We start from the raw sequence: 22083 nt of genomic DNA on the forward strand, positions 1-22083 counted from the left end.
AAGCTAGCAAATATGGAAAATAAAACGATATTACCGGCGGAGTGGTATCCGCAAAGTGCGGTTCAGCTTACCTGGCCGCATGAAGGGACGGATTGGGCGCCGATACTCGACGAGGTGGTACCTTGCTTTGTGGAGATTGCCAGAGAGGTGATCAAGCGGGAGAAGTTACTGATTGTTTGTCCGGATGAATCGGTGGTACGCTCTCAGTTGGGAGAAGTGGATTATAGCCGTATTATTTTCCGGGAGATGGAGACAAACGATACCTGGGCACGCGATCACGGCGGTATTTCCGTGTTCGAAGAAGGTGCTCCGGTCGTATATGATTTTGTATTCAACGGCTGGGGAATGAAGTACGCAGCCAACCATGATAATCTGATCACACGGAAACTGTTCCATGGCAAAACATTTGCAGAGGTGGTGATCCCTGTCAATATGCAGCCGTTCGTGTTGGAAGGCGGAAGTATCGAGTCGGATGGAAAAGGCACTTTACTGACTACGGTCGAATGTCTTTCTTCCGTGAACAGGAACGAATATCTTCAGCAGGAGGAACTGGAAAATTATCTGAAACAGGTATTCGGCCTGAACCGTATTTTGTGGTTGGAGAGCGGTTACCTGGCTGGTGACGATACCGATAGCCATGTCGATACGCTGGCCCGTTTTTGTAGTGAGGATACGATTGCTTATGTGCAGTGCACGGATGAAGAAGATGAGCATTATGCCGAATTGCAGGAGATGGAAGAAGAGCTGAGAGAGTTTACGCAGGAGAATGGCGAACCTTACCGTTTGATCGCTTTGCCTATGGCTGATAAAGTGGAATGGGAGGGCGAGCGTTTACCGGCTACTTATGCGAATTTCCTTATTATAAATGGGGCGGTGCTTCTGCCGTTCTACGATTCACCGAAAGATGAGATTGCGAAAGAGGCTTTGCAGACAGCATTTCCGGACAGAGAAATTGTAGGTATTAATTGCTTACCATTAATTAAACAACATGGTTCACTGCATTGCGTGACGATGCAGTACCCGGAAGAATTTGTTAATTGAGAATTGAAAATTGAAAATCAGATGAAGATAGGATTGATCCAACAGGCGAACACCTGTGACCGGTTAGATAATATAAAGAAACTGAAAAATAATATCCGGTTTTGCGCTGAAGAAGGGGCGGAGCTGGTTGTTTTGCAGGAATTACATAATGGCTTGTATTTCTGCCAGACGGAAGATACTGGGCTATTCGATCTGGCAGAAACGATTCCGGGCCCCTCCACGGAAGAGTTCGGTGCGTTGGCTAAAGAACTGGGAATCGTGCTGGTGCTTTCCCTCTTTGAGAAACGTGCTCCGGGATTGTATCATAACACGGCTGTCGTGCTTGAGAAAGACGGAACGATTGCCGGAAAGTACCGGAAGATGCATATACCGGATGATCCGGCTTATTATGAGAAGTTTTATTTTACTCCCGGCGACCTGGGATTCGAGCCTGTCGAAACTTCCGTCGGCAAACTGGGCGTATTGGTTTGCTGGGACCAGTGGTATCCGGAGGCAGCCCGCCTGATGGCGATGAAAGGAGCCGAACTGTTGATCTATCCGACAGCTATCGGCTGGGAGAGCAGCGATACGGAAGAAGAAAAGAAACGTCAGTTGGATGCCTGGGTAACGATACAGCGCGGACATGCAGTGGCAAACGGTCTTCCGGTGATCACTGTGAACCGTACGGGGCATGAGACGGACCCTTCGGGACAGACAAACGGTATTCAGTTTTGGGGCAACAGCTTTGTTGCCGGTCCGCAGGGAGAACTGTTGGCTGAGTTCCCGAACGATCACGAGGAGGTGCGTGTTGTGGAGATCGATAAAGCACGGAGTGAGAATGTGCGCCGTTGGTGGCCGTTCTTCCGTGATCGCCGTATCGATGCTTTCGGCGGATTGACGGAGCGATTTTTGATCTGATATGAAATTTTGTAGTAAAGATGAAGCCGTCCGGTATATGAATCGATCAGGATTATCCGGACGGCCTTTTATATTTATCGTCGATTATAAGCAGGAGCATGTTTGGGTGGAGGAGCCGGATGCAGTTGATCCGGAAGAGTTGCTGTATGACCTGAACGGTTTTTCCAATGTGACAGGTAATGAGAAGCAGTATCCAAAGAAGCAGGTCGAGTGGGAAACCGAGCCTGTCTCTTTTGAAACGTATTCCCGTTCTTTTCAGACAGTATCCGGTCATATCCGTGCCGGTAATTCTTATCTAGTCAACCTGACTTGCGCTACTCCGGTGCGGACGAACCTGACACTGAAAGAGATCTTTTATTCTTCGCAGGCTCCTTACAGGTTGTGGCTGAGAGACCGTTTTGTTATTTTTTCTCCTGAAATATTCGTACGTATGGAGGATGGTTTCATCTATTCGTATCCGATGAAGGGGACGATCGATGCATCTCGGCCTGATGCGCGGGAACGGATTCTGGCAGATAAAAAGGAAGAAGCCGAACATGCCACGATTGTCGATCTGATCCGTAATGATTTGAGTCAGGTGGCATCGGATGTAACGGTATCGAGATATCGGTATATAGATGAACTGGAAACGAACAAAGGCCGGTTATTACAGGTGAGTTCAGAGATCAGGGGAAAGTTACCCGATGACTGGAAAGCTGTTTTAGGGACTGTTTTGTTCAGCCTGTTGCCTGCCGGTTCCATTACCGGTGCACCAAAGAAAAAGACGATGGAGATCATCGATGAGGCTGAAACATACCGGCGGGGATTCTATACGGGAGTAATGGGATATTTCGACGGTAACCGTCTGGACAGTGCCGTTATGATCCGTTTCCTGGAGCAGGAAGGAGAACGGCTGCTGTTTAAGAGTGGGGGTGGCATTACCTCCCAAAGTGATTTGCAAAGTGAGTATAATGAAATGAAACAGAAAGTATATGTGCCCATTTATTGAAACAATCAGAATCGAGAATGGAAAGGCTGTGAATATGGCTTTCCATAATTACCGCTTCAACCGGACGCGGAGAGATATTTTTGAATGTAATTTACCTGTAAATCTGGCTGATTTTATCCAGCCGGGAGAATATACCGAACGGACCCGCTGCCGGGTGGAGTATCAGGAAGAGGTGGAGAAGGTTGAATATCTGCCGTATACCATCCGTCCGGTAAATAGTTTGAAAATAGTCACCTCCGACGGGTTAGATTATACTTATAAAAGTACTGACCGTCAGAAATTGGACGAACTGTTCGGGCAACGGGGAGAGGCCGACGATATCCTGATCGTGCGCGATGGTCTCCTGACGGATACTTCGATCGCTAATATTGCCTTGTGGGATGGTTCCAAATGGGAGACACCCGAAGTCCCTTTGTTGGAAGGAACGATGCGGGCATCTCTATTGGGGAAGGAAATGATTGTTCCGGCTGCAATCCGTCCGCAGGATCTGTCCCGTTATTCGCTGATCCGTTTGTTCAATGCGCTGATCGGGTTCGGTGAGATTGAATTTCCTGTGGCGAATGTCCGTTAGATTATTACGTATGTGATACGCGGAATGAATCTATTTCAGGCCCGGTTATTTAAGAATGTAATAAATGGTATTACTGATACGGGCCTGATATACTTTATTTTCATGCATAAGAGAGCATAGAGCCAGACAAAGTTCGGTGTCCTGAAAATTTGTCGCTCTTTGTAATTCAGCAAATGTACTTCTTCCAACCTGGCACAAAGTCTCATACAATTGGGATATGCTCTGAGACATCTTTAAACTTAGTGTATTCATAAGCTGTTATTTTATAAGTTAATACTATGTTGATCGGGTAGAGTAGGGTGTACTGTCCCCGTATCTTTGTTTCGAAAGCTAAAGTACAAGGAATATTTGTAGGAATCTGCCCTTTTTTGCTGTAACGGTAATTTTTACTCCTAAAACGGAATATTCGGAAACTGAAATAAAATGAGGTGAATTTACCCCTCTTTCGGCAACCGCAACACGAACCGGATCAGTGCCACGAATACCTTTCCGTATTTATCCAGTTTGATTTCACCGACACCCCGTATATCGCTGAATTCATCCAGTGTGACCGGTTTCTTCTGTACCATATCTTCCAGTGAATCATCGGAAAAGATGATATAAGCCGGTGTCTGTTCTTTCTCGGCGATCTGTTTGCGAAGTTGCTGGAGTGAGTCGAGCAACGTCTCTTCGACCGACGCGGATTTGAGTGGTTTGATCGGGCGGTATTTGAATTTGGAATCTTTTCTTCTGAAATAAGTTTTCTCTTCCGGCTCCTTGTAAATAGACATCATCGCCTTCTGCTCTCCGAACAGTATTTTTCGTCCTAACGGAGTAACTTTCAAAATACCGGCGTTGACGTAGTCGATTTCGATATACCCCAGCTGAAGCATCTGGTACAGATATTCTTTCCATTCTTTATAAGAAAGGTCTTTTCCGGCACCGTATGTTTTCAGTTTATCGTATCCTTTCTCGGTAATATCCGCTTTTTCCGATCCGCGGAGAATGTTGATCAGCATATTCATGCCGACAAACTGGCCTGTACGGAAGATGGCGCTGAGTGCTTTTTGTACCAGTATGCTGCCGTCGAACCGTTCGGGAGGGTTCTTGCATACGTCGCAGTTCCCACAATCCTGGTCCGCCTCTTCCCCGAAATAACTCAACAGGATACGGCGGCGGCAGATATCCGCTTCGCAATACCGTCTCATCCGGTTTAGTTTCTGTAGGTTGACGTCTTTCTGCCCACTTCCTTCGGCAAAACGGCGGAGGACGAGTATGTCGCCTACCGAATAGAACAGCAGCGTATCGCTTTTCATTCCGTCGCGTCCGGCACGTCCTATCTCCTGATAATAGTTTTCAATGCTGCCCGGCATATTATAATGGATCACCCAACGCACATTACTCTTATCGATCCCCATCCCGAAAGCTACGGTTGCACAGACCACATTTACCCGGTCATTGATAAAATCATCCTGCGCCTTTTCGCGTTGAGCGGGAGGAAGTCCGGCATGATAGGCGGTAGCTTTGATCCCGTAAGAGGAAAGTTCTTCCGCCAGGAACTCGGTATTATTCCGGCTCATACAATAGACGATGCCGCTTTGCCGACGGTGGGCATTGATGAAGTGGACGATAGCTGCCGTCTTTTCCTTTTTATTCAGTCCTCTCCGGATGGTGAGAGACAGGTTGGGACGGTCGAAGGAAGAAATGAAGATTTCCGGATCACGCAGGTTCAGTTGGTTGACGATATCGGTACGGGTTACTTTATCGGCTGTCGCTGTCAATGCCACGATCGGTATCTTTGGAAAATGTTCTTTCAGGACGGACAACTGGGTATATTCAGGACGGAAATCATGTCCCCAATGCGAGATACAGTGAGCTTCATCGATGGCTATCAGGGAGATATCCATACGGGGAAGCAGCCAATGCAGTTCGCCTACCAATCCTTCGGGGGAGATGTAAAGCAACTTTATTTTTCCCTGGATGCAGAGTTGTTTGATCTGGTGGCGTTCTTCTTCCGGCATCATGCTGTTGAGCGCGGCTGCCGGAATACCGTTGGCTACCAATCCGCCTACCTGGTCTTTCATCAGGGCGATCAATGGGGAGATGACAACTGCTGTTCCGGGCAGGTAAATAGCCGGAAGTTGATAGCAAATAGATTTTCCTCCACCGGTAGGCATCAGCACCAGCGAATCCTCTTTCCTCAAAATGCGTTGTATGATCTCCGCCTGCAACGGGCGGAAAGAAGTATACCCAAAAAACTTCTTTAACAGCAACAGTAACTCTTTCATCATCCAAAAATCAATTTACAAAGATAGTATAATTTCTAAATAACTGCTTGGTCTGCCTGATTATTAGGAATGCTTCGGAATTAACCCTTGGGATATAGTCAGTTACCTGGCAGGCCTATCGGACAAGCTTTGAGACGGATATATTTTATACCGTTTTTCTTTTCATATCACAGCTGTGAAACAAAAGAAATTCAACTGTGAGACAAACGGAATCCATCTGTGATATGAAAGGTGTACGGTTGTGATATGCAATAATCTTCCTATGAAATGAGGAAGTGTGGCTATATTTGACTATCTTTGCGTCCATTATTTATTTAACGAGCCGTGATGGCTCAACATTTTTATTAGATGACATTTGAACAATTACAACTGATCGAGCCGATACGTAAGGCTCTCAGAGAAGAAGGTTATACCATTCCAACCCCTATACAAGCAGAAGCGATTCCCTATGTGTTAGATGGATACGATTTATTAGGTTGCGCACAGACCGGAACGGGTAAAACTGCCGCATTTTCAATCCCTATTTTACAAAATCTGTATAATGAACGTCAGAATGGGTTTGCACGTGGTATCAAGGCTTTGATACTGACACCGACCCGTGAACTGGCTATCCAGATCGGGGAAAGTTTTGCCGCTTATGGGAAATATACCAAACTGAAACATACGGTTATATTCGGTGGAGTAGGACAGAAGCCCCAGACGGATGCGTTGCAGTGGGGCGTGGATATACTGATCGCGACACCGGGACGTTTGCTGGATTTGATCAACCAGGGTTTTATCAATCTGAAGACATTGGATTATTTCGTGTTGGATGAGGCCGACCGTATGCTGGATATGGGATTTATCCATGATATCAAGCGAATCCTGCCTTTATTGCCTAAGAAACGCCAGTCGTTGTTTTTCTCGGCTACCATGCCACCGGAGATAGAACGTCTTGCCGGAACGATCCTGGTGGAACCGAAGAAGGTGGAGGTTACTCCGGCTTCGTCGACGGTCGATAAGATCGACCAGTGGGTTTATTTTGTAGAAAAGGCGGAGAAGGTAAGTCTGCTAACTCATTTGCTGAAAGATTCCGCTTTGGAGTCGGTTCTGGTATTTACTCGTACGAAACATGGAGCGGACAAAGTGGCGCGTGTCCTGGCAAAAGCAAATATCGGAGCGGAGGCTATTCATGGCAATAAGAGCCAGACGGCCCGCCAGCGTGCATTGACCAATTTTAAAGATCATACGACCCGTGTACTGATCGCAACGGATATTGCTGCCCGGGGTATCGACGTGGATCATCTTACGCATGTGATTAATTACGAATTGCCAAATGTGCCGGAAACGTATGTACACCGTATCGGACGTACAGGACGTGCCGGACGTAGCGGAGTGGCTTATTCTTTCTGTGATGCGGAAGAAGTACCGTACTTGAAAGATATACAGAAACTGATCGGCAAGCAGATTCCTGTTGCCGGTGGGAATGAGTTTGAAACGGCGGAAGTAAAAGCAGCCGTGGCCGATAAGAAAGAAGCCATCAAACAGGAGTCCAAACGCCGGAATATGTTCGGTAGCAAACGCGACGGCAGCTACTGGAGGAATAAGAAACGGGCGTCTAACGAAAATCAAAAAACAGCTAAAAAGAAATAATGGCATTGTGTTTGATGGAATAAAATTCGAGAACTACATGCTTTGAAATCCGTATGATTAATTATATTTGCAGGCGTTGGTTGTAATAATCAACGCCTTTTTATTCATGAAAAACATAAATATGAGAAATCTACTGTGTATAGCTGTCGGAATAGGAACTTTATCCGGAGCAAATGTTTATGCTCAAAGCGAAAAACAGCCTAATGTTGTAATTATTGTAGCCGATGATCTGGGGTACGGCGATCTGAGTTGTTATGGTGCGACCCGTATTCATACACCGGGTATGGACCGGATAGCCAATGAAGGACTGCGTTTTACACAGGGGTATTGTACGGCAGCAACTTCTACACCCAGCCGTTATTCCCTGCTGACAGGATTGTATCCCTGGACTAACAAAGACGCCAAAATACTTCCGGGGAATGCTGCTTTGATCATTAATACCCAGCAAATCACTTTGCCGAAAGTGATGAAGCAGGCGGGATATGTGACAGGTTCTGTCGGTAAATGGCATCTGGGATTGGGGGACGGTGCCGTCGATTGGAACGAAACTGTTTATCCCGGGGCGAAAGAAGTTGGATATGATTATTCTTTTATCCAGGCAGCGACCAACGACCGGGTTCCTTGTATCTTTATTGAAAACGGAAAGGGTGTCGGACTGGAACCGAATGATCCGTTATATGTCAGTTATAAGCATAATTTCCCGGGTGAACCTACCGGTAAGGATAACCCGGAATTGCTTCGGATGCATCCGAGTGTGGGGCATGCCGGATCGATCGTGAATGGTGTACCCCGTATCGGATTCCAGAAAGGCGGAAAGGCGGCCCAGTGGAAAGACGAGGATATGGCTGAATTGTTCCTGGAGAAGGCGAAAGGATTTCTTAAAGACAATAAGGATAAACCGTTCTTCCTGTATTACGGATTGCACCAGCCTCATGTGCCTCGTGTGCCGAATCAGAAATTTGTCGGAAAGTCGGGCATGGGACCTCGCGGGGATGTTATTCTGGAGGCTGACTGGTGTGTGACGGAGTTTTTGAACGAGTTGGATAAGTTGGGATTGACAGAGAATACATTGGTGATCTTTACCAGCGATAATGGTCCCGTGCTGGATGACGGTTATCAGGATCAGGCGGTGGAACTGGTTGGTGATCATAAAATGGCAGGTCCTTACCGCGGTGGAAAAACCAGTTTATACGATGGGGGTACTTGTATTCCGTTCCTGTTGCGCTGGCCGGCTGTCGTTAGCCCCGGAGTGTCGGATGCTTTGATTTGTCAAATGGATTTGCTGGCCTCTCTGGCGGCATTGACAGGGCAGACCTATTCGGATAAGACTGATAGCCAGAATACCTTGCCCGTGTTTTTGGGAAAAAGCGATCAGGGACGTAAAGAGCTGGTTACTGAAGGTTATTTCAATTATGCCCTGCATCAGGGTGATTGGGTGATGATCCCGCCTTACCCTGCTTATTATGACGATCCTGACGGCGTCGGTTTTTCAGGACTGGGAAACTGTTATCAATTGTATAATATAAAGGAAGATATCGGACAGGAACATAACCTGGCGGAAAAGGAACCAAGGCGTTTGAGGCAAATGATTATGACGTTTGAAAAGCTTAAAAGAGAGACCGGAAAGATTACAAATTATTAATTGGTGATTTTGATTGATTCTTTTTTTCTAAACATATTTGAGAAGTTGATTAAATATTATAAATTTGCCCACTTAACATAAAATACTAAATAAAGAACATGGAAAACACTCGTCGTTCCTTTCTTAAAAAAATGACTGCAGCCGGAGTTGGTGCAGCAGGTTTGGCTATGGCTGGTACCGCCTCTGCCACTACAGTAGCAGGTTCTCCGGAACCTCAGAAGAAGAAAACAGCCGGAAAAGATGATGGCAAACTGCGTTTCGGATTTATCGGAACAGGTTCACGTTGCCATGAACACATCAATAATGTGTTGGCTATTCCGGGAAACAAGATCGTTGCTATCTGTGATATTCAACAGGGGCCGATCGACAGAACTCTCAAACACATTGCTAAATTTAACGTAGATGCACCTAAAGTTTATAAGGGCGGTGAACGTGAATTTGAAAAGATGTTGAACAACGAAGAATTCGACTGTGTGATCATTGCCAGCCCTTGGGAATGGCACGTGCCGATGTCGTTAGCAGCTATGAAGGCTGGCGTTCCTTATGTTGGCGTGGAAGTTTCCGCAGCTAATACGGTTGAAGAATGCTGGGATCTGGTCAATGTATCGGAAGCAACAGGCAGCCATTTGAACATCATGGAAAATGTGTGCTATCGTCGTGACTGTATGGCTGCATTGAACATGGTTCGCGAAGGGTTGTTCGGTGAACTGCTGCACGGTGGTTGCGGTTACGAACATGATTTGCGTGATGTAAAATTCAATGACGGTAAGAATTATACTTACCAGAAGGGTGGTGAGTTGCGTATGGGACCGGAGGCTTTTGCTGAAGCTCAGTGGCGTACGAATCACTCCGTACATCGTAATGGTGATATTTACCCGACTCACGGTATCGGACCGGTTGCCAACTGTATGGACATCAACCGCGGTAACCGTTTCCTTTCTCTTTCTGCCATGGCAACTCAGTCTCGCGGATTGCATAAGTTTATCGTAGATAATGGTGGCGAAAACCATCCGTTGGCTAAAGTTCGCTTTAACCTGGGTGACATCGTGACATCTATGATCAAATGTGCGAACGGCCAGACAATCATCGTAACCCACGATACAAACTCTCCTCGTCCTTATTCTTTAGGATTCCGTATTCAGGGAACAGAAGGTTTGTGGATGAACGATGGCGATCATGTATATGTGGAAGGCCAGTCTAAACCTCACCGTTGGGATAATTCTGACGAATGGTTCAAGAAATACGACCACAAATTGTGGGCCCAGTTGGATGCTCAGGCAAAAGAAGCCGGTCACGGTGGTATGGACTTCATTATGATGTACGACCTGATCGACCGCATCAAAAACAAACGTCCGGCTCCTATGGACTGCTATGATGCTGCAGCTTGGAGTGCTATCTCAGGTTTGTCTGAAATGTCTATCGCGCGTGGCGGTGCATTAGTTGATTTCCCTGACTTCACTCGCGGACAGTGGATTCACCGTAAACCGGAATTCGGTTTATAATTAATAAATAAGCGATAAAAAAAGAAGGGGATGTGTCTTTGGATGCATCTCCTTTTCTTTTTATAAGAGCCGGATAGAATAGTGTATTTGAGCCGTTAAGAAAAATCTTATTTGTTTGCAATGGTCCCTTACTTTAATTCGGAGAACAAGCCGAATGATGAGTTGATGCAGTTGAAACTACGTGAGGGATTGATCTCCCTGCTGGCGATGAATAAAGATTTTTATCCTACACTTTTTGATTTTACGGAACCGTGGAAGATCGATATACTTGATTTCCTGAATAAGAATTATATGCACGATCTGTCTATGGAGGAGATCGCTTTATATACAGGGAGGAGCCTGGCGACTTTCAAGAGGGATTTCAGGAAAATAAGCAGTTTGTCGCCTCAGAAATGGATTATGCAGAAGAGGTTGGATGTCGCTTATGAAAAGATCAGGAGCGGGGGAGAGAAAATATCGGACGTGTGTTTTAGTGTCGGTTTTAAAAACAGGTCTCATTTTACTACGGCTTTCAAAAAACAATTTGGGTTTACACCTGCCCGGTAGATATGTATCACTTGACTCCGCGTGGACAACATACGAATTCAACAAATAAATTACGTTTTATAAGTATGGCTTCCGTAATCGCTTTCGATGCTTTTCATATGGTGGACAAACTGCTGACGCAACCTTTACAGATCATTGTCGGTGCTAAAGGCGGTGTGTTCAAGTCTTTCCAGGATGGAAAAGAACTTTACAAACGGGCTGCATCGAAAGAAAAGGATTTGCTTGTTTTTGAGAATGCTTCCCATTATGACCTGTATGATAATCCGGAGTATGTGAATCCGGCTGTTGAGAAACTGACAGGGTTCTATCGTAAATATCTGGGATAACGAAGCAAGATAGATCTCTTCTGATAGACAGGGATAAATAAAGAGCGTATCTGTGTCCCGTAAAGGATTATGGATATGCTCTTTATTTATTTATAAGTTCTGTCTTTTTCAATCTAAAGCTTCTATCTCTTTCAGCCATAACGTTGCCATCGCATCGCTCGGCATACGCCAGTCGCCGCGTGGGGAAAGACTGACGGAACCGACTTTCGGGCCGTCGGGTAAACAACTTCGTTTGAACTGTTGCTGGAAGAAACGGCGGAAGAACGTATAGAGCCATTTTTTGATTGTCTCTTTGTCGTAATTGTCCTTGAAAGCCTGTTGTGCCAGGAAGTAGATCTTGACAGGTGAGGAGCCGAAGCGGAGGAAATGATACAGGAAGAAATCGTGTAGTTCGTAAGGGCCTACCAGGTCTTCCGTTTTCTGTTTGATATTTCCGTTTTCATCTGCCGGGATCAATTCGGGGCTGATAGGGGTATCGACGATATCCAGCAAGGTAGCGCGGGAGGCTTCATCCACCCGGTTGTGGGCAACCCATTCCACCAGGTATTTGACCAATGTTTTAGGGATGCTTCCGTTAACCCCGTACATCGACATATGATCGCCGTTGTAGGTCGCCCAACCCAGTACCAGTTCCGACAGGTCGCCGGTTCCGATCACCATACCGTTTTCCTGATTGGCTACATCCATCAGGATTTGGGTACGTTCGCGTGCCTGGCTGTTCTCGTAAGTAACATCATGGACAGACGGATCGTGGTTGATGTCTTTGAAGTGTTGGAGGCAGGCATCTTTGATCGAAATTTCTTTCAGGGTGACACCCAATGAACGGATCAGGTCGCAAGCATTGGTATAGGTGCGGTCGGTGGTTCCGAAGCCGGGCATGGTGATACCGAGTATCTGGTTGCGGGGGATACCGAGCGCATCGAAGGTCATCACGGTTACCAACAGGGCTAATGTGGAATCCAGTCCACCCGAAATACCGACAACTGCCGTTTTAGAGTGGGTATGGACCATGCGTTTGGCTAGTCCGGCCACCTGAATCTGGAAGATTTCTTCGCAACGCTCTTTTAAAGCATCGTCGGAAGGAGTGAAAGGATGCGGGTCGATCGGGCGCGTCAGTACCGGATCTCCGGAAGTTTCGGACAGGGCGAACGGGACTACGATCGTTTCCTCCGGTAATAAAGTGGAGGCTCCGTGCATGAAGCTGGTGTTCACGCGACGGTCGTTTTGCAGGTTTTCAACGTCGATCTCACTGATGATGAGTTGTTCCTGCATGGTGAAGCGCGGCGATTCTTCCAGGAGATTTCCGTTTTCGGCAATGATGCCGTTACCCGCAAAAACAAGGTCTGTACTGGATTCTCCGAAACCGGCGGAGGTATAGACATATCCTGCCATACAACGGGCAGATTGCTGGCGGATCAGTGAACGGAGGTAATGATGTTTACCGATCAGTTCGTTACTGGCGGATATATTTACCAGGATATTGGCTCCTTCCATCGCCAGTAGGGAACTGGTGGGAACGGGAACCCACAGGTCTTCACATATCTCGATACCGACTTTTACCTGTCCGGAGGTGAATAATAGGTGACTATTCATCGGGTATGTGTTGTTTCCGATCGAGATGGTTTTATCCCATAGCTCGGTGGCGGAAGTAAACCAGCGCTGTTCCTGAAATTCTTTGTAGTTCGGCAGATATGTTTTGGGAACTACGCCTATTATCTTTCCGCTCTGGAAAGCGATAGCGGCATTGATCAATCGGTTGTCCGTTACGAGCGGGGCACCTACGATGGTGAGCAGGTTCAGGTCGGCGGTGTCGTTGACGAGTTTTAATAGGGTCTGTTCTGCATTCTTCAGTAAAGTTTGCTGGGCAAACAAGTCCAGGCAGGTATAGGCCGTCACCGACAATTCGGGAAAAGCGATCAGTTGGACTCCCTTTTCCGATGCCTGACGCATCAGGCTTTCTATCTGCCCTATATTATAAGAACAGTCTGCCACCTGTACGTGAGGGACGGCTGCTGCTACTTTTATAAATCCGTAGTTCATATTCTATTCTTCTTATAGTACTTCGCAATATTTTTCAAGTCGTTTTTGGCTTCGGTTGTCCAATAAAGAACATTTTTCTTTAGAACCATGTTTCTATTTCTTTTTCTAGTTCCTCATTAGATATGATACGTCCGTGTTTTATATCTTCTTCCGATTTTCTGATAGCCGCAATCATTTCTTCTTGCGAATGAACGACGCAAGGACGAGGGTTCTCTTTCTTGGGCATAACGCGTTTCACGTATTTCTTGATTTTTTCCAAAACTTCCAGATCATCTATTTCGTCCAGATAATCTTCAACGAAGTTCTTTTTCCATTGTTGTAATTCCATTGCCGTCATAACGTAAACTCCTTTCTTATATAATGATGCTCCAAAGGTATGTATTTCTCTGGGAATATGAAAGAAGGGAAGTTATACTTCGCAGCATGCTTCCCTTGTAAACACAAAACAATCAACAAAAAACTATTGTGTTTTTATCTGATAAATAATAATTCGCGATATTTTGGTAATGTCCACATCTGGTCGTCTACAACCAGTTCCAGTTTGTCGATGTGGTAGCGGATCTCTTCCAGCATCGGGACGATGGTATCGTGGTAGGCAATGGCCTTTTCGCGTTCGCTCTCGATCTTGTTGGCAACCTTACGGGCTTCGATCATTTCGTCGACCTTTTCCTTGATGAAGTTGGTGCGGCAAGCGATGTCTTCGATGATCTCCAGGTTGCGGGCGGAAAGGACGGATGCCTTGTCTGCCGGGAAAAGATCTTTCATTTTATAAACGTTATCGACCAGCGAAGTCTGATAGCGGGTGGCGATAGGGATGATATGGTTCATCGTCAGGTCGCCTAATACACGGGCTTCAATCTGTATCTTCTTTGTGTATGTTTCCCATTTCACTTCGTTACGGGCTTCCAGCTCTTTGCGGGTCATGACACCTGTCGACTCGAACATCTTGATGCTACTTTCTTTCAGGTAATTGTCGAAAATGACCGGAACACTGGTTTCACAATCCAGGCCGCGGCGTTTGGCCTCTTCTTTCCATTCATCGCTATAACCGTTGCCGTCGAAATGGATGGCTTTGCATTCTTTGATGTCTTTGCGGAGTACTTCCAGAATGGCTGCAAACTTGTCTTTGCCGGTTGCGATCTTTCCGTCTACCTCTGCTTTAAATAACTTCAATTGTTCGGCAACTGCGGCATTCAGAGCCAGCATCGCCGAGGCACAATTGGCTTCGGAACCTACGGCGCGAAATTCGAAACGGTTTCCGGTGAAAGCGAAAGGGGAGGTACGGTTACGGTCGGTGTTATCGATCAGTAATTCGGGGATACGGGCGATATCCAGTTTCATTCCTTGTTTACCGGCCAGCATGAGATCCTCCGGTTCACTCTTTTCCAGATGGTCTAAAACCTGTGATAACTGGGTCCCTAGGAAGCTGGAGATAATTGCGGGAGGTGCTTCGTTGGCTCCCAGGCGGTGGGCGTTGGTTGCACTGGAGATACTCGCTTTCAGTAATCCGTTGTGACGATAAACGGCCATCAAAACATTTACAACGAAAGTGATGAAGCGCAGGTTGTCCTCCGGAGTCTTCCCCGGGCCCATCAAGCCGATGCCTGTGTCGGTACCCAGCGACCAGTTGTTGTGCTTACCTGATCCGTTCACTCCTTTGAATGGCTTTTCATGCAACAGGACACGGAAACCATGCTTGCGGCTGATCTTACGCATCAATGCCATGACGAGCAGGTTATGGTCGTTTGCCAGGTTGCATTCTTCAAAGATAGGAGCCAGTTCGAATTGGTTAGGAGCTACTTCGTTGTGGCGGGTCTTCAATGGGATACCCAATTTGAGGGATTCAATTTCCAACTCTTTCATAAATTCCATGACGCGGGTAGGAATGGCACCGAAATAGTGATCTTCCAGTTGCTGGTTCTTGCTACTTTCGTGGCCCATCAGCGTACGACCGCTAAGCAACAGGTCAGGACGGGCGGCATACAGACCTTCGTCTACCAGGAAATATTCCTGTTCCCATCCTAGATAAGCGTATACTTTCTTTACATCCGGATTGAAATAGTGGCATACGTCGACGGCTGCTTTATTGACGGCTTCCAATGCTTTCAGCAAGGGAGCCTTATAGTCCAGCGATTCGCCGGTATAAGCAATGAAGATGGTCGGTATACACAAGGTATCGCCAACGATGAAAGCTGGGGATGAAGGATCCCAGGCCGAATAGCCGCGTGCCTCGAACGTATTTCGGATACCGCCGTTCGGAAAACTGGAAGCATCCGGTTCCTGTTGGATCAGGAGTTTTCCTGAAAATTCTTCAACCATTCCGCCTTTACCGTCGTGCTCTACGAAAGCATCATGTTTTTCGGCGGTTCCTTCGGTCAGAGGATGAAACCAGTGGGTATAATGGGTTGCTCCCATTTCGATCGCCCATTTTTTCATACCGGCGGCTACGGCATCGGCTGTTTCCCGGTCGAGAGGAGTGCCGTTGTCGATAGAATCGACTAATTTGGCATAAGCCTTTTCCGGAAGATATTTGAACATCTTCTCACGGTTGAATACGTTCTTTCCGAAATATTCCGACGGACGTTCTGCCGGGGTGGCTACTTCGGTGGCTCTTTTCTTGAAGGCCGATTCTACAACTCTGAATCTTAACTTTGACATACTATTTGATTTTAAAGTAAGTGTTTGTTATTATTTATCTTCCGGGAAGGTAGGAGGAACCTTCCTTTCCGTATCCTGATGCAGTAATCACATATGTGGAGGGATTGCTGCCCTATAAAAAGGAGTATAGAGTTACCCGCCATAGTTGGGGCTTGGCATTGCGGTATAACATTCTATAAAATCGAAAAGCAGCGGCCGGCTTCTCTATACGGTCCTTTTCATGAGATAACCTGAATTGATACGTTGTTTACTCTTTTGTTTCATCCTGCTTCCTGTATTTTCAATTCTCAATTTTCAATTATTCAGAGCCACTTCTTCAGCCTGGCCATTGCCTCCAAAGTGTCGTCCCGGTCGCCAAAGGCGGTGAGTCTCAGATAACCTTCGCCACTCGGGCCGAATCCTACGCCCGGTGTCCCAACGATATTGACTTCGTAAAGCAACTTATCAAAGAATTTCCAGGAGGAGAGACCTTTCGGAGCTTTTACCCAGAGATAAGGAGCATTTTCACCACCCCATACCTTCAGACCGCAACCCTGGAGACCTTCTTTCATAATACGTGCGTTAGTCATATAATAGTTGATCGTAGCCTTCACTTGTTCTTTTCCTTCCGGGGAGTAGACCGCTTCGGCACCCCGCTGGGTGATGTAGCTGGTCCCGTTGAATTTGGTCGTTTGACGGCGGTTCCACAGCTTGTTCAATTGTACCTTTTCGCCTCCCAACGTAAAGCCGTTCAGTTCTTTCGGCACAACCGTATATCCGCAACGTACTCCGGTGAAACCGGCGGTCTTCGAGAAGCTACGGAATTCGATGGCAACCTTTTTCGCCCCTTTGATTTCATAGATCGAGTGAGGGATGTTCGGGTCCTGTATGTAAGCTTCGTAAGCTGAATCGTACATGATCAGTACATCGTTTGCCAGCGCGTAGTTTACCCATTTCTTCAACTCGTCTTTTGTCAGGCTTGTGCCTGTCGGGTTGTTGGGGTAGCAGAGATAGAGGATATCTACCCGGCGGCTCGGAAGTTCGGGAATGAAATCGTTTTCTTCCGTGCAGGGAATATAAACGACATCGCTCCATTTTCCGTTTTCCAATACTCCGGTACGTCCGCTCATGACGTTGGAATCTATATAGACGGGGTAGACCGGATCGAGTACCCCGATACTATTATCGTGGCGGAGAATATCGCCTATATTTCCGCAATCGCTTTTGGCACCGTCACTGACGAAAACTTCGCCCGGCTCCAGAAATATCCCTCGGCTGGCATAATCATTCTTGATGATAGCGTCGATCAGGAAAGGATAACCCTGTTCGGGACCATAGCCGTGGAAATTCTCCTGGGTTGCCAGGTCGTCGACGGCTTTGTGCATCGCTTCGATAACGGCTGGTGCCAGCGGTTGTGTTACATCACCGATTCCCATGCGGATTATTTTGTCTTTAGGGTGCGTTATCTTGAAACTGTTTACTTTTTTCGCAATGTCTGAAAATAAGTAACTGTTCTGTAGTTTCAGGAAGTGTTCGTTAATCAGTGCCATATTCGTTCTGTTGTTTTATGTTGTTGTCTTGTGGAGACAGGGGGCGCCTGTCTTTTTGTTATACTTCTATTGTCCCTTCAAATACGGTGACTGCTCCTCCGGTCATATAGACTTTTCCATTGTCTTTATCCCAGTGGATGGTGAGCGGTCCACCGTCCATGATCACTTTTGTTTTACGTTGGGTCTTACCGCATACGACTCCTGCGACGGCGGTTGCACAAGCACCTGTTCCGCAAGCCTGGGTAATCCCTGATCCCCGTTCCCATACCCTCATCCGGACTTCATCGTCTTTCAAAACCTGTACAAACTCAACATTTGTCCGGTCGGGGAAGAGGGGATGACATTCCAGCTTAGGTCCGATAGCCGACAAGTCGATATCGTTTATATTAGTAACAAAAATAACCAGGTGAGGGTTTCCCATCGACAGGATAGTGCCGGTATACGTTTGTCCGTCGGCATCCAGTTCAATGGATGGTTCAATTATTTCCGGGGTTCCCATATCGACCGTTACTTCGGTTACGGTGCCGTTGGAAACTATTAGTTGCAGAATCTTGATGCCTGATAATGTTTCCAGTGTGACTGTCTCTTTGTCGGTTAGTCCTGCTTCGTAAACATATTTACCTATACAACGGGAAGCGTTTCCGCACATCATGGCTTCGGAGCCGTCGGCATTGAATATCCGCATGCTGAAATCGGCTTTTTCCGATGAACCGATTAAAACCAATCCATCTGATCCGATACCTGTATGCAGTGCACTCAACTTAATGGCCAGCTCTTCCGGATTTTCCAGCGGATAAGCCATCGAGTTTATGTATATGTAGTCGTTACCGGCCCCGTGCATCTTTGTGAATCTAATTGGATTTGTCATTTCGATTGTTTTACTCCTTTTGGTATTTCTTTTTGTTTTGTTATAATGCAAATATACGACGTTTTGATATTTTATATGCAGTAAGTGCATCTAAATGTTCTATAAAACTACGTGTGGTGATAAATTGTTTTAATAATCCCCTTTGTTTGTTATGAATTATAACTATATAACAGAAAATAGGAGTATATTGTAAGTTGGTGTAAGTGAAAACTTGCTGAAATATCGTTAAAAGGAGACTTGTTATTCCTGGCAAGTATGACTATTTGTCAATGAAAGGAGATAAAAGAGACGCCATTCTGAACGAAAAGTAAGTGAATCGTTCAAAATGGCGTCTTTTTGTAAAATGAGATTCGGCGATTTATCCGAATCTTTACTGGAAAAGTTTGCTTATTCCTTTTTTATAGTAACGGGACCTACCAATCCAGCCGGCAACAATTTACTTTCAGCATTCCATCTGCAGACTGTTGCAGAAGCATGTTGTTTGCTGTTGGGTTGCTTGTCACCGACAAGACGGTTCCACCATGTGTTTACGATATCCACTTCAATCCTGTTGGTGCCTTTCACAAGAAAATCGGAGATTTCTATGGAGTAAGGATATCTCCAGAGATAAGGCAGTTCATGTCCGTTGATCGTGACCTGTGCCATCGCTTCAACCTTTCCCAGATCAATCCATACAGGAGAAGTCGGCTCTTCGGCATATTCAAATTCATTTGAATAGGTTGCAACTCCCGTGAAATATTTGATGGAAGGATTATCGAAGGTTGTCAGGTCTTTTAATTCCGGCAGGATGATACTTTCGATGGTGTCATTTGCTGCTTCAAATTTGACTTTCCAATCCCCTTTTAGTGTTTGCATAGTCGTTTTTTCAGGGAAGTTCGGTCTGTCTTTCTTCTTTTCTATCCCTTTACGGAATACGATAAACCAGGAGTCTGACTGGTCGAACTCAAGAGGGATATAGGTAAAACCGTTCTCTTCCCTGAATTCGTATAGGTCGTGCTTTTCTCCGGTAACAGCATTCCATAGTTCAGGCTGTTTTCCTGTAACCCTGAAACCGAACTCACCCTTGTTCTTGTCATCTTTCTGATTGGTAATAAAGTAGGCATCCGAATTACCTGTACTTCTGTGCGTGAATAAGAAACCTTCCGGCATGACCATATCCGGTTTCATATCCAATAATTCTGCCGCTTCATTGATATCCATATTGGAAAGAACCATTCCTTTGCCATACTTGTGTGCCTGTTCGCCGTTCCCCCATAATTCGTTTGCCAGGGAAGCAACCCTGTTATCTGTGGAAGGATAATCTTTGCCGCTGGGAGAGGATAGGGGTTTGGGACCTAAGACAACCAATCCGTTTTTAACGAGTTCCGCTATCTTTTCCAACATTTCAGGACGCATGGTCTGTTGGTTGGGTAAAACAAGCAACCTGTAGGACATGCCGGATTTCAGTACCAGTTTGCCATCCTTAACATCCGCATATTTATGTAGAACTTCACTGTTAATGAAGTCATAGTCATAGCCACGAGGCAGAGACGGGTTTTTCTCACCTGTCATTTTGGGGGCATCTTCCCCGATAAAATACGCAACATCCGCCACATGCTTTCCGGTTTGTAAAATGGCAGTCGACCTGCGTACATAATCGAAATAGGAGCCGGAGTGCGGGAACCAGTTGCTGTGCCGGTTGAAGTCCATACCGAACCAGGCATTAATACCCGGCTTTTCTTCATAGGCCTGGTGGATATACACATGTAATACAAAATGGTTTATCCCTTCTGTCCAGGACCAGTCTCCCATCTTCTTCATATCCCGCGGAGTCAGGTTGAACGACCAGGAAGAGGTAAAGGCTTCGGCTGAGGTGAACGGTTTCCCGTATGTATTGGCAGCCGATGAGGCACAACGGCATTCAACGGCTCCCAGGCTTGGATCGCTTATCCAGAACTCTCCGCCGACGTCATGGCTTGCACCGCCATAATTCAGAAACTCGGCAGGGAATCCCCAGTGTCCGTAATTCTCCAGCCAAAGGCGTAATCCGTTCTCTTCACATTTATCATGGAGTCCTCCGACATAATCAATAGCTATGCGATCGGCAACCAACCGTCGCAGATCCCACAAAAAGCGGTCGGAACGTTCGGCGCTCTCTACGATACGCCCGGTTAATACGGGCATCCATGGATATGGACTGTATCCGTATTCTTTCTCAAACAGTTCGCCGAAACCTTCCGTCCATGTTTCTGAACCTTGTTCGTAGCTGTCCGCCACAACGTGCCTGAAACCTTTGCGCTGTTCAGCCGGAATGCGGCGTATGATCTCACCGACATAAGCATCGAAATGTTTGGCCGCTGCAGCTTTACTCATTTTATCTATTTCATAACCTGTACTTTCGGGAGAAGCCGGTGCGTTCTGTGTTCCGGTAAGTGCCATTCCCGTTCTTAAAACGATCCATTCCCCTTCCGGAGCCTCCCATCTTAAAACACCCTTTTCATCCACATTACCGGTGATATCGATGATTGCACCGGCACTTATTTTCAGCTCATCATTTTCCGGTTCGGCCGATTTGTTCCACATATAAGTATCGGCTTTCACCTGCGGGATATCGCTTAACCGCCCTAACTGCTTTTCTACAAAATGGGATAATCTGGCGGCTCCTGATATTTCAATTTCTCCGATATGTCCGCCATAATAGCCGTCTATGATTATCCGGAAATCGGAAGCCGTAACAGCGTCGAAACTTTCTGTAGCAGGTCCGAATGTCATACCGCCCATATTGGCATCCAACCTTGTGCGGGCAACATCGCGGCGGGCAATGGTTTTGTAATCGCCTTCGCCTTGTTTGATCTGCAATTTGAAGTTTGCTCCGATACCGCTTTCCACGGGAACGAATTCGATGCTTCGTGCCGTATAAGGTTCTTTGGTATGGATATCGATGATGACAGGATATTTATCGGCTTTGAATGCCGTTTTCCTGTTTCCGTCGAACATGGCTTTTACTCCTGGCTGGTCAGCATGTATCTCTGCCATGGCGGCAGTTATGTGCCCCTGATCATCCTTGGGAGCCGGAAAAGCCTGTACGGAAACCTGTTGGAAGAAGTCTGCCGGTTGTTCCAATTGAATCTCTATCTTCTTTCCGCCTGTAACCCTGGTTTCAGACGAAGTGAGATAACGCATCGCTTCTTCAGGTTGTACCCAGGGACCTCCGGACATGCTCCATCCGGGTCCGTTGAACATACCGACTTTGATACCGAGCCTGTCTGCTTCTTTGATGGCGTGCTCTACGCAACTCCACCATTCCTCGCTGAGAACTTTCACTTTCCCCCAGGGATTCCCCGGGTCGACAACGTTGCCGATAAGGGCTTCACCGATGCCGACTTTGGCCATCATTTCCAAATCGCGTGTAATGCCCTCTTTCGATATATTATCACTGATCCAGTACCAATAAACCCAGGGTTTCGTTGATTCGGGCGGATTGTCGAATGCTTCTTCAAAGACGGTATCGCTTTCCTCTTTACACGCATTGAACAGGATATTCGTCGATAATATCAGCAAAATAAAAAATACATTCTTCATTCTGATCATTTTAAT

At 46.4% G+C, this 22083-nt stretch carries 16 protein-coding genes and 1 pseudogene; 9 read left to right on the forward strand and 8 right to left on the reverse strand.

The genetic code is table 11. The features are described 5' to 3' along the window. The first annotated feature begins 12 nt into the window (after positions 1-12). From DWW23_RS25240 to DWW23_RS25255, 4 genes are read left to right on the forward strand one after another with little or no spacing between them, the layout of a single operon-like run. A complete protein-coding gene (locus tag DWW23_RS25240; RefSeq protein WP_122357227.1) occupies positions 13-1041 on the forward strand; it encodes an agmatine deiminase family protein in 1029 nt (342 codons plus the stop codon). 21 nt (positions 1042-1062) lie between these two features. Then, complete coding sequence (locus DWW23_RS25245) at positions 1063-1938, forward strand: carbon-nitrogen hydrolase (protein WP_122357228.1); 876 nt, start codon at positions 1063-1065, stop codon at positions 1936-1938. Between the two features lies 1 nt (position 1939). Then, positions 1940-2926, forward strand: a complete 987-nt coding sequence (locus DWW23_RS25250; protein WP_122357229.1) for an aminodeoxychorismate synthase component I — start codon at positions 1940-1942, stop codon at positions 2924-2926. After that, complete coding sequence (locus DWW23_RS25255; protein WP_122357230.1) at positions 2910-3497, forward strand: aminotransferase class IV family protein; 588 nt, start codon at positions 2910-2912, stop codon at positions 3495-3497. Before DWW23_RS25250 ends, DWW23_RS25255 begins: the two co-directional genes overlap by 17 nt. Before the next feature lie 45 nt (positions 3498-3542). Here DWW23_RS25255 and DWW23_RS25260 read toward each other — a convergent pair whose 3' ends face one another. Both DWW23_RS25260 and recQ read right to left on the reverse strand, forming a co-directional pair. Further along, positions 3543-3749: a winged helix-turn-helix domain-containing protein gene (locus DWW23_RS25260; protein WP_075556936.1), complete on the reverse strand. Its 207-nt coding sequence runs from the start codon at positions 3747-3749 to the stop codon at positions 3543-3545. A gap of 182 nt (positions 3750-3931) precedes the next feature. Then, the gene (recQ, locus tag DWW23_RS25265; RefSeq protein ID WP_122357247.1) at positions 3932-5764 is read right to left on the reverse strand and encodes a DNA helicase RecQ; all 1833 of its coding nucleotides are present in this window, start codon (positions 5762-5764) and stop codon (positions 3932-3934) included. A gap of 348 nt (positions 5765-6112) precedes the next feature. On the opposite strand from recQ, the gene DWW23_RS25270 reads away from it, so the two are divergent. The 5 genes and pseudogenes from DWW23_RS25270 to DWW23_RS25290 all read left to right on the forward strand — a co-directional run bounded on the left by DWW23_RS25270 (position 6113) and on the right by DWW23_RS25290 (position 11412). Next, on the forward strand, positions 6113-7396 hold the full coding sequence (locus tag DWW23_RS25270) for a DEAD/DEAH box helicase (protein WP_122357231.1): 1284 nt from the start codon (positions 6113-6115) through the stop codon (positions 7394-7396). A 121-nt stretch (positions 7397-7517) separates the two neighbouring features. Next, positions 7518-9038: a sulfatase-like hydrolase/transferase gene (locus DWW23_RS25275; protein ID WP_122357232.1), complete on the forward strand. Its 1521-nt coding sequence runs from the start codon at positions 7518-7520 to the stop codon at positions 9036-9038. A gap of 98 nt (positions 9039-9136) precedes the next feature. Next, the gene (locus tag DWW23_RS25280) at positions 9137-10540 is read left to right on the forward strand and encodes a Gfo/Idh/MocA family protein (RefSeq protein ID WP_122357233.1); all 1404 of its coding nucleotides are present in this window, start codon (positions 9137-9139) and stop codon (positions 10538-10540) included. 99 nt (positions 10541-10639) lie between these two features. Beyond that, positions 10640-11086 (forward strand): annotated as a pseudogene (locus tag DWW23_RS25285) (helix-turn-helix domain-containing protein); the annotation flags it as partial. A 65-nt stretch (positions 11087-11151) separates the two neighbouring features. Continuing rightward, complete coding sequence (locus DWW23_RS25290; RefSeq protein WP_147382650.1) at positions 11152-11412, forward strand: alpha/beta hydrolase; 261 nt, start codon at positions 11152-11154, stop codon at positions 11410-11412. 108 nt (positions 11413-11520) lie between these two features. On the opposite strand, the gene DWW23_RS25295 is transcribed toward DWW23_RS25290, so the two are convergent. From DWW23_RS25295 to DWW23_RS25320, 6 genes are all read right to left on the reverse strand, one after another. After that, positions 11521-13452 (reverse strand): NAD(+) synthase, encoded by a 1932-nt coding sequence (locus DWW23_RS25295; RefSeq protein ID WP_122357235.1) that lies wholly within the window; start codon positions 13450-13452, stop codon positions 11521-11523. A 79-nt stretch (positions 13453-13531) separates the two neighbouring features. After that, positions 13532-13789 carry a hypothetical protein gene (locus DWW23_RS25300; RefSeq protein WP_122357236.1) on the reverse strand — a complete coding sequence of 86 codons (258 nt, stop codon included), beginning with the start codon at positions 13787-13789 and terminating at the stop codon, positions 13532-13534. Positions 13790-13923: 134 nt separating this feature from the next. Then, entirely contained in the window at positions 13924-16110 is a 2187-nt protein-coding gene (locus tag DWW23_RS25305; RefSeq protein ID WP_122357237.1) for a glutamine synthetase III, read from the reverse strand. 302 nt (positions 16111-16412) lie between these two features. Then, positions 16413-17639 (reverse strand): LL-diaminopimelate aminotransferase, encoded by a 1227-nt coding sequence (locus DWW23_RS25310; protein ID WP_122357238.1) that lies wholly within the window; start codon positions 17637-17639, stop codon positions 16413-16415. 58 nt (positions 17640-17697) lie between these two features. Then, positions 17698-18507 (reverse strand): diaminopimelate epimerase, encoded by an 810-nt coding sequence (gene dapF, locus DWW23_RS25315; protein WP_122357248.1) that lies wholly within the window; start codon positions 18505-18507, stop codon positions 17698-17700. Positions 18508-18894: 387 nt separating this feature from the next. Further along, positions 18895-22068, reverse strand: coding sequence for a glycosyl hydrolase (locus tag DWW23_RS25320; RefSeq protein ID WP_158583244.1), 3174 nt, complete (start codon positions 22066-22068; stop codon positions 18895-18897). Positions 22069-22083: the final 15 nt, after the last annotated feature.

Source organism: Parabacteroides sp. AF14-59 (genome assembly GCF_003479515.1).
Taxonomy (GTDB): Bacteria; Bacteroidota; Bacteroidia; order Bacteroidales; family Tannerellaceae; genus Parabacteroides; species Parabacteroides faecis.

Excerpts from the sequence above, each read along its gene's own strand:
- DWW23_RS25240 (WP_122357227.1), top strand. The coding sequence starts at position 13 with ATGGAAAATAAAACGATATTACCGGCGGAGTGGTATCCGCAAAGTGCG.
- DWW23_RS25245 (WP_122357228.1), top strand. The coding sequence starts at position 1,063 with ATGAAGATAGGATTGATCCAACAGGCGAACACCTGTGACCGGTTAGAT.
- DWW23_RS25250 (WP_122357229.1), top strand. The coding sequence starts at position 1,940 with ATGAAATTTTGTAGTAAAGATGAAGCCGTCCGGTATATGAATCGATCA.
- DWW23_RS25255 (WP_122357230.1), top strand. The coding sequence starts at position 2,910 with ATGTGCCCATTTATTGAAACAATCAGAATCGAGAATGGAAAGGCTGTG.
- DWW23_RS25260 (WP_075556936.1), bottom strand. The coding sequence starts at position 3,749 with ATGAATACACTAAGTTTAAAGATGTCTCAGAGCATATCCCAATTGTAT.
- recQ (WP_122357247.1), bottom strand. The coding sequence starts at position 5,764 with ATGAAAGAGTTACTGTTGCTGTTAAAGAAGTTTTTTGGGTATACTTCT.
- DWW23_RS25270 (WP_122357231.1), top strand. The coding sequence starts at position 6,113 with ATGACATTTGAACAATTACAACTGATCGAGCCGATACGTAAGGCTCTC.
- DWW23_RS25275 (WP_122357232.1), top strand. The coding sequence starts at position 7,518 with ATGAGAAATCTACTGTGTATAGCTGTCGGAATAGGAACTTTATCCGGA.
- DWW23_RS25280 (WP_122357233.1), top strand. The coding sequence starts at position 9,137 with ATGGAAAACACTCGTCGTTCCTTTCTTAAAAAAATGACTGCAGCCGGA.
- DWW23_RS25290 (WP_147382650.1), top strand. The coding sequence starts at position 11,152 with ATGGCTTCCGTAATCGCTTTCGATGCTTTTCATATGGTGGACAAACTG.
- DWW23_RS25295 (WP_122357235.1), bottom strand. The coding sequence starts at position 13,452 with ATGAACTACGGATTTATAAAAGTAGCAGCAGCCGTCCCTCACGTACAG.
- DWW23_RS25300 (WP_122357236.1), bottom strand. The coding sequence starts at position 13,789 with ATGACGGCAATGGAATTACAACAATGGAAAAAGAACTTCGTTGAAGAT.
- DWW23_RS25305 (WP_122357237.1), bottom strand. The coding sequence starts at position 16,110 with ATGTCAAAGTTAAGATTCAGAGTTGTAGAATCGGCCTTCAAGAAAAGA.
- DWW23_RS25310 (WP_122357238.1), bottom strand. The coding sequence starts at position 17,639 with ATGGCACTGATTAACGAACACTTCCTGAAACTACAGAACAGTTACTTA.
- dapF (WP_122357248.1), bottom strand. The coding sequence starts at position 18,507 with ATGACAAATCCAATTAGATTCACAAAGATGCACGGGGCCGGTAACGAC.
- DWW23_RS25320 (WP_158583244.1), bottom strand. The coding sequence starts at position 22,068 with ATGAAGAATGTATTTTTTATTTTGCTGATATTATCGACGAATATCCTG.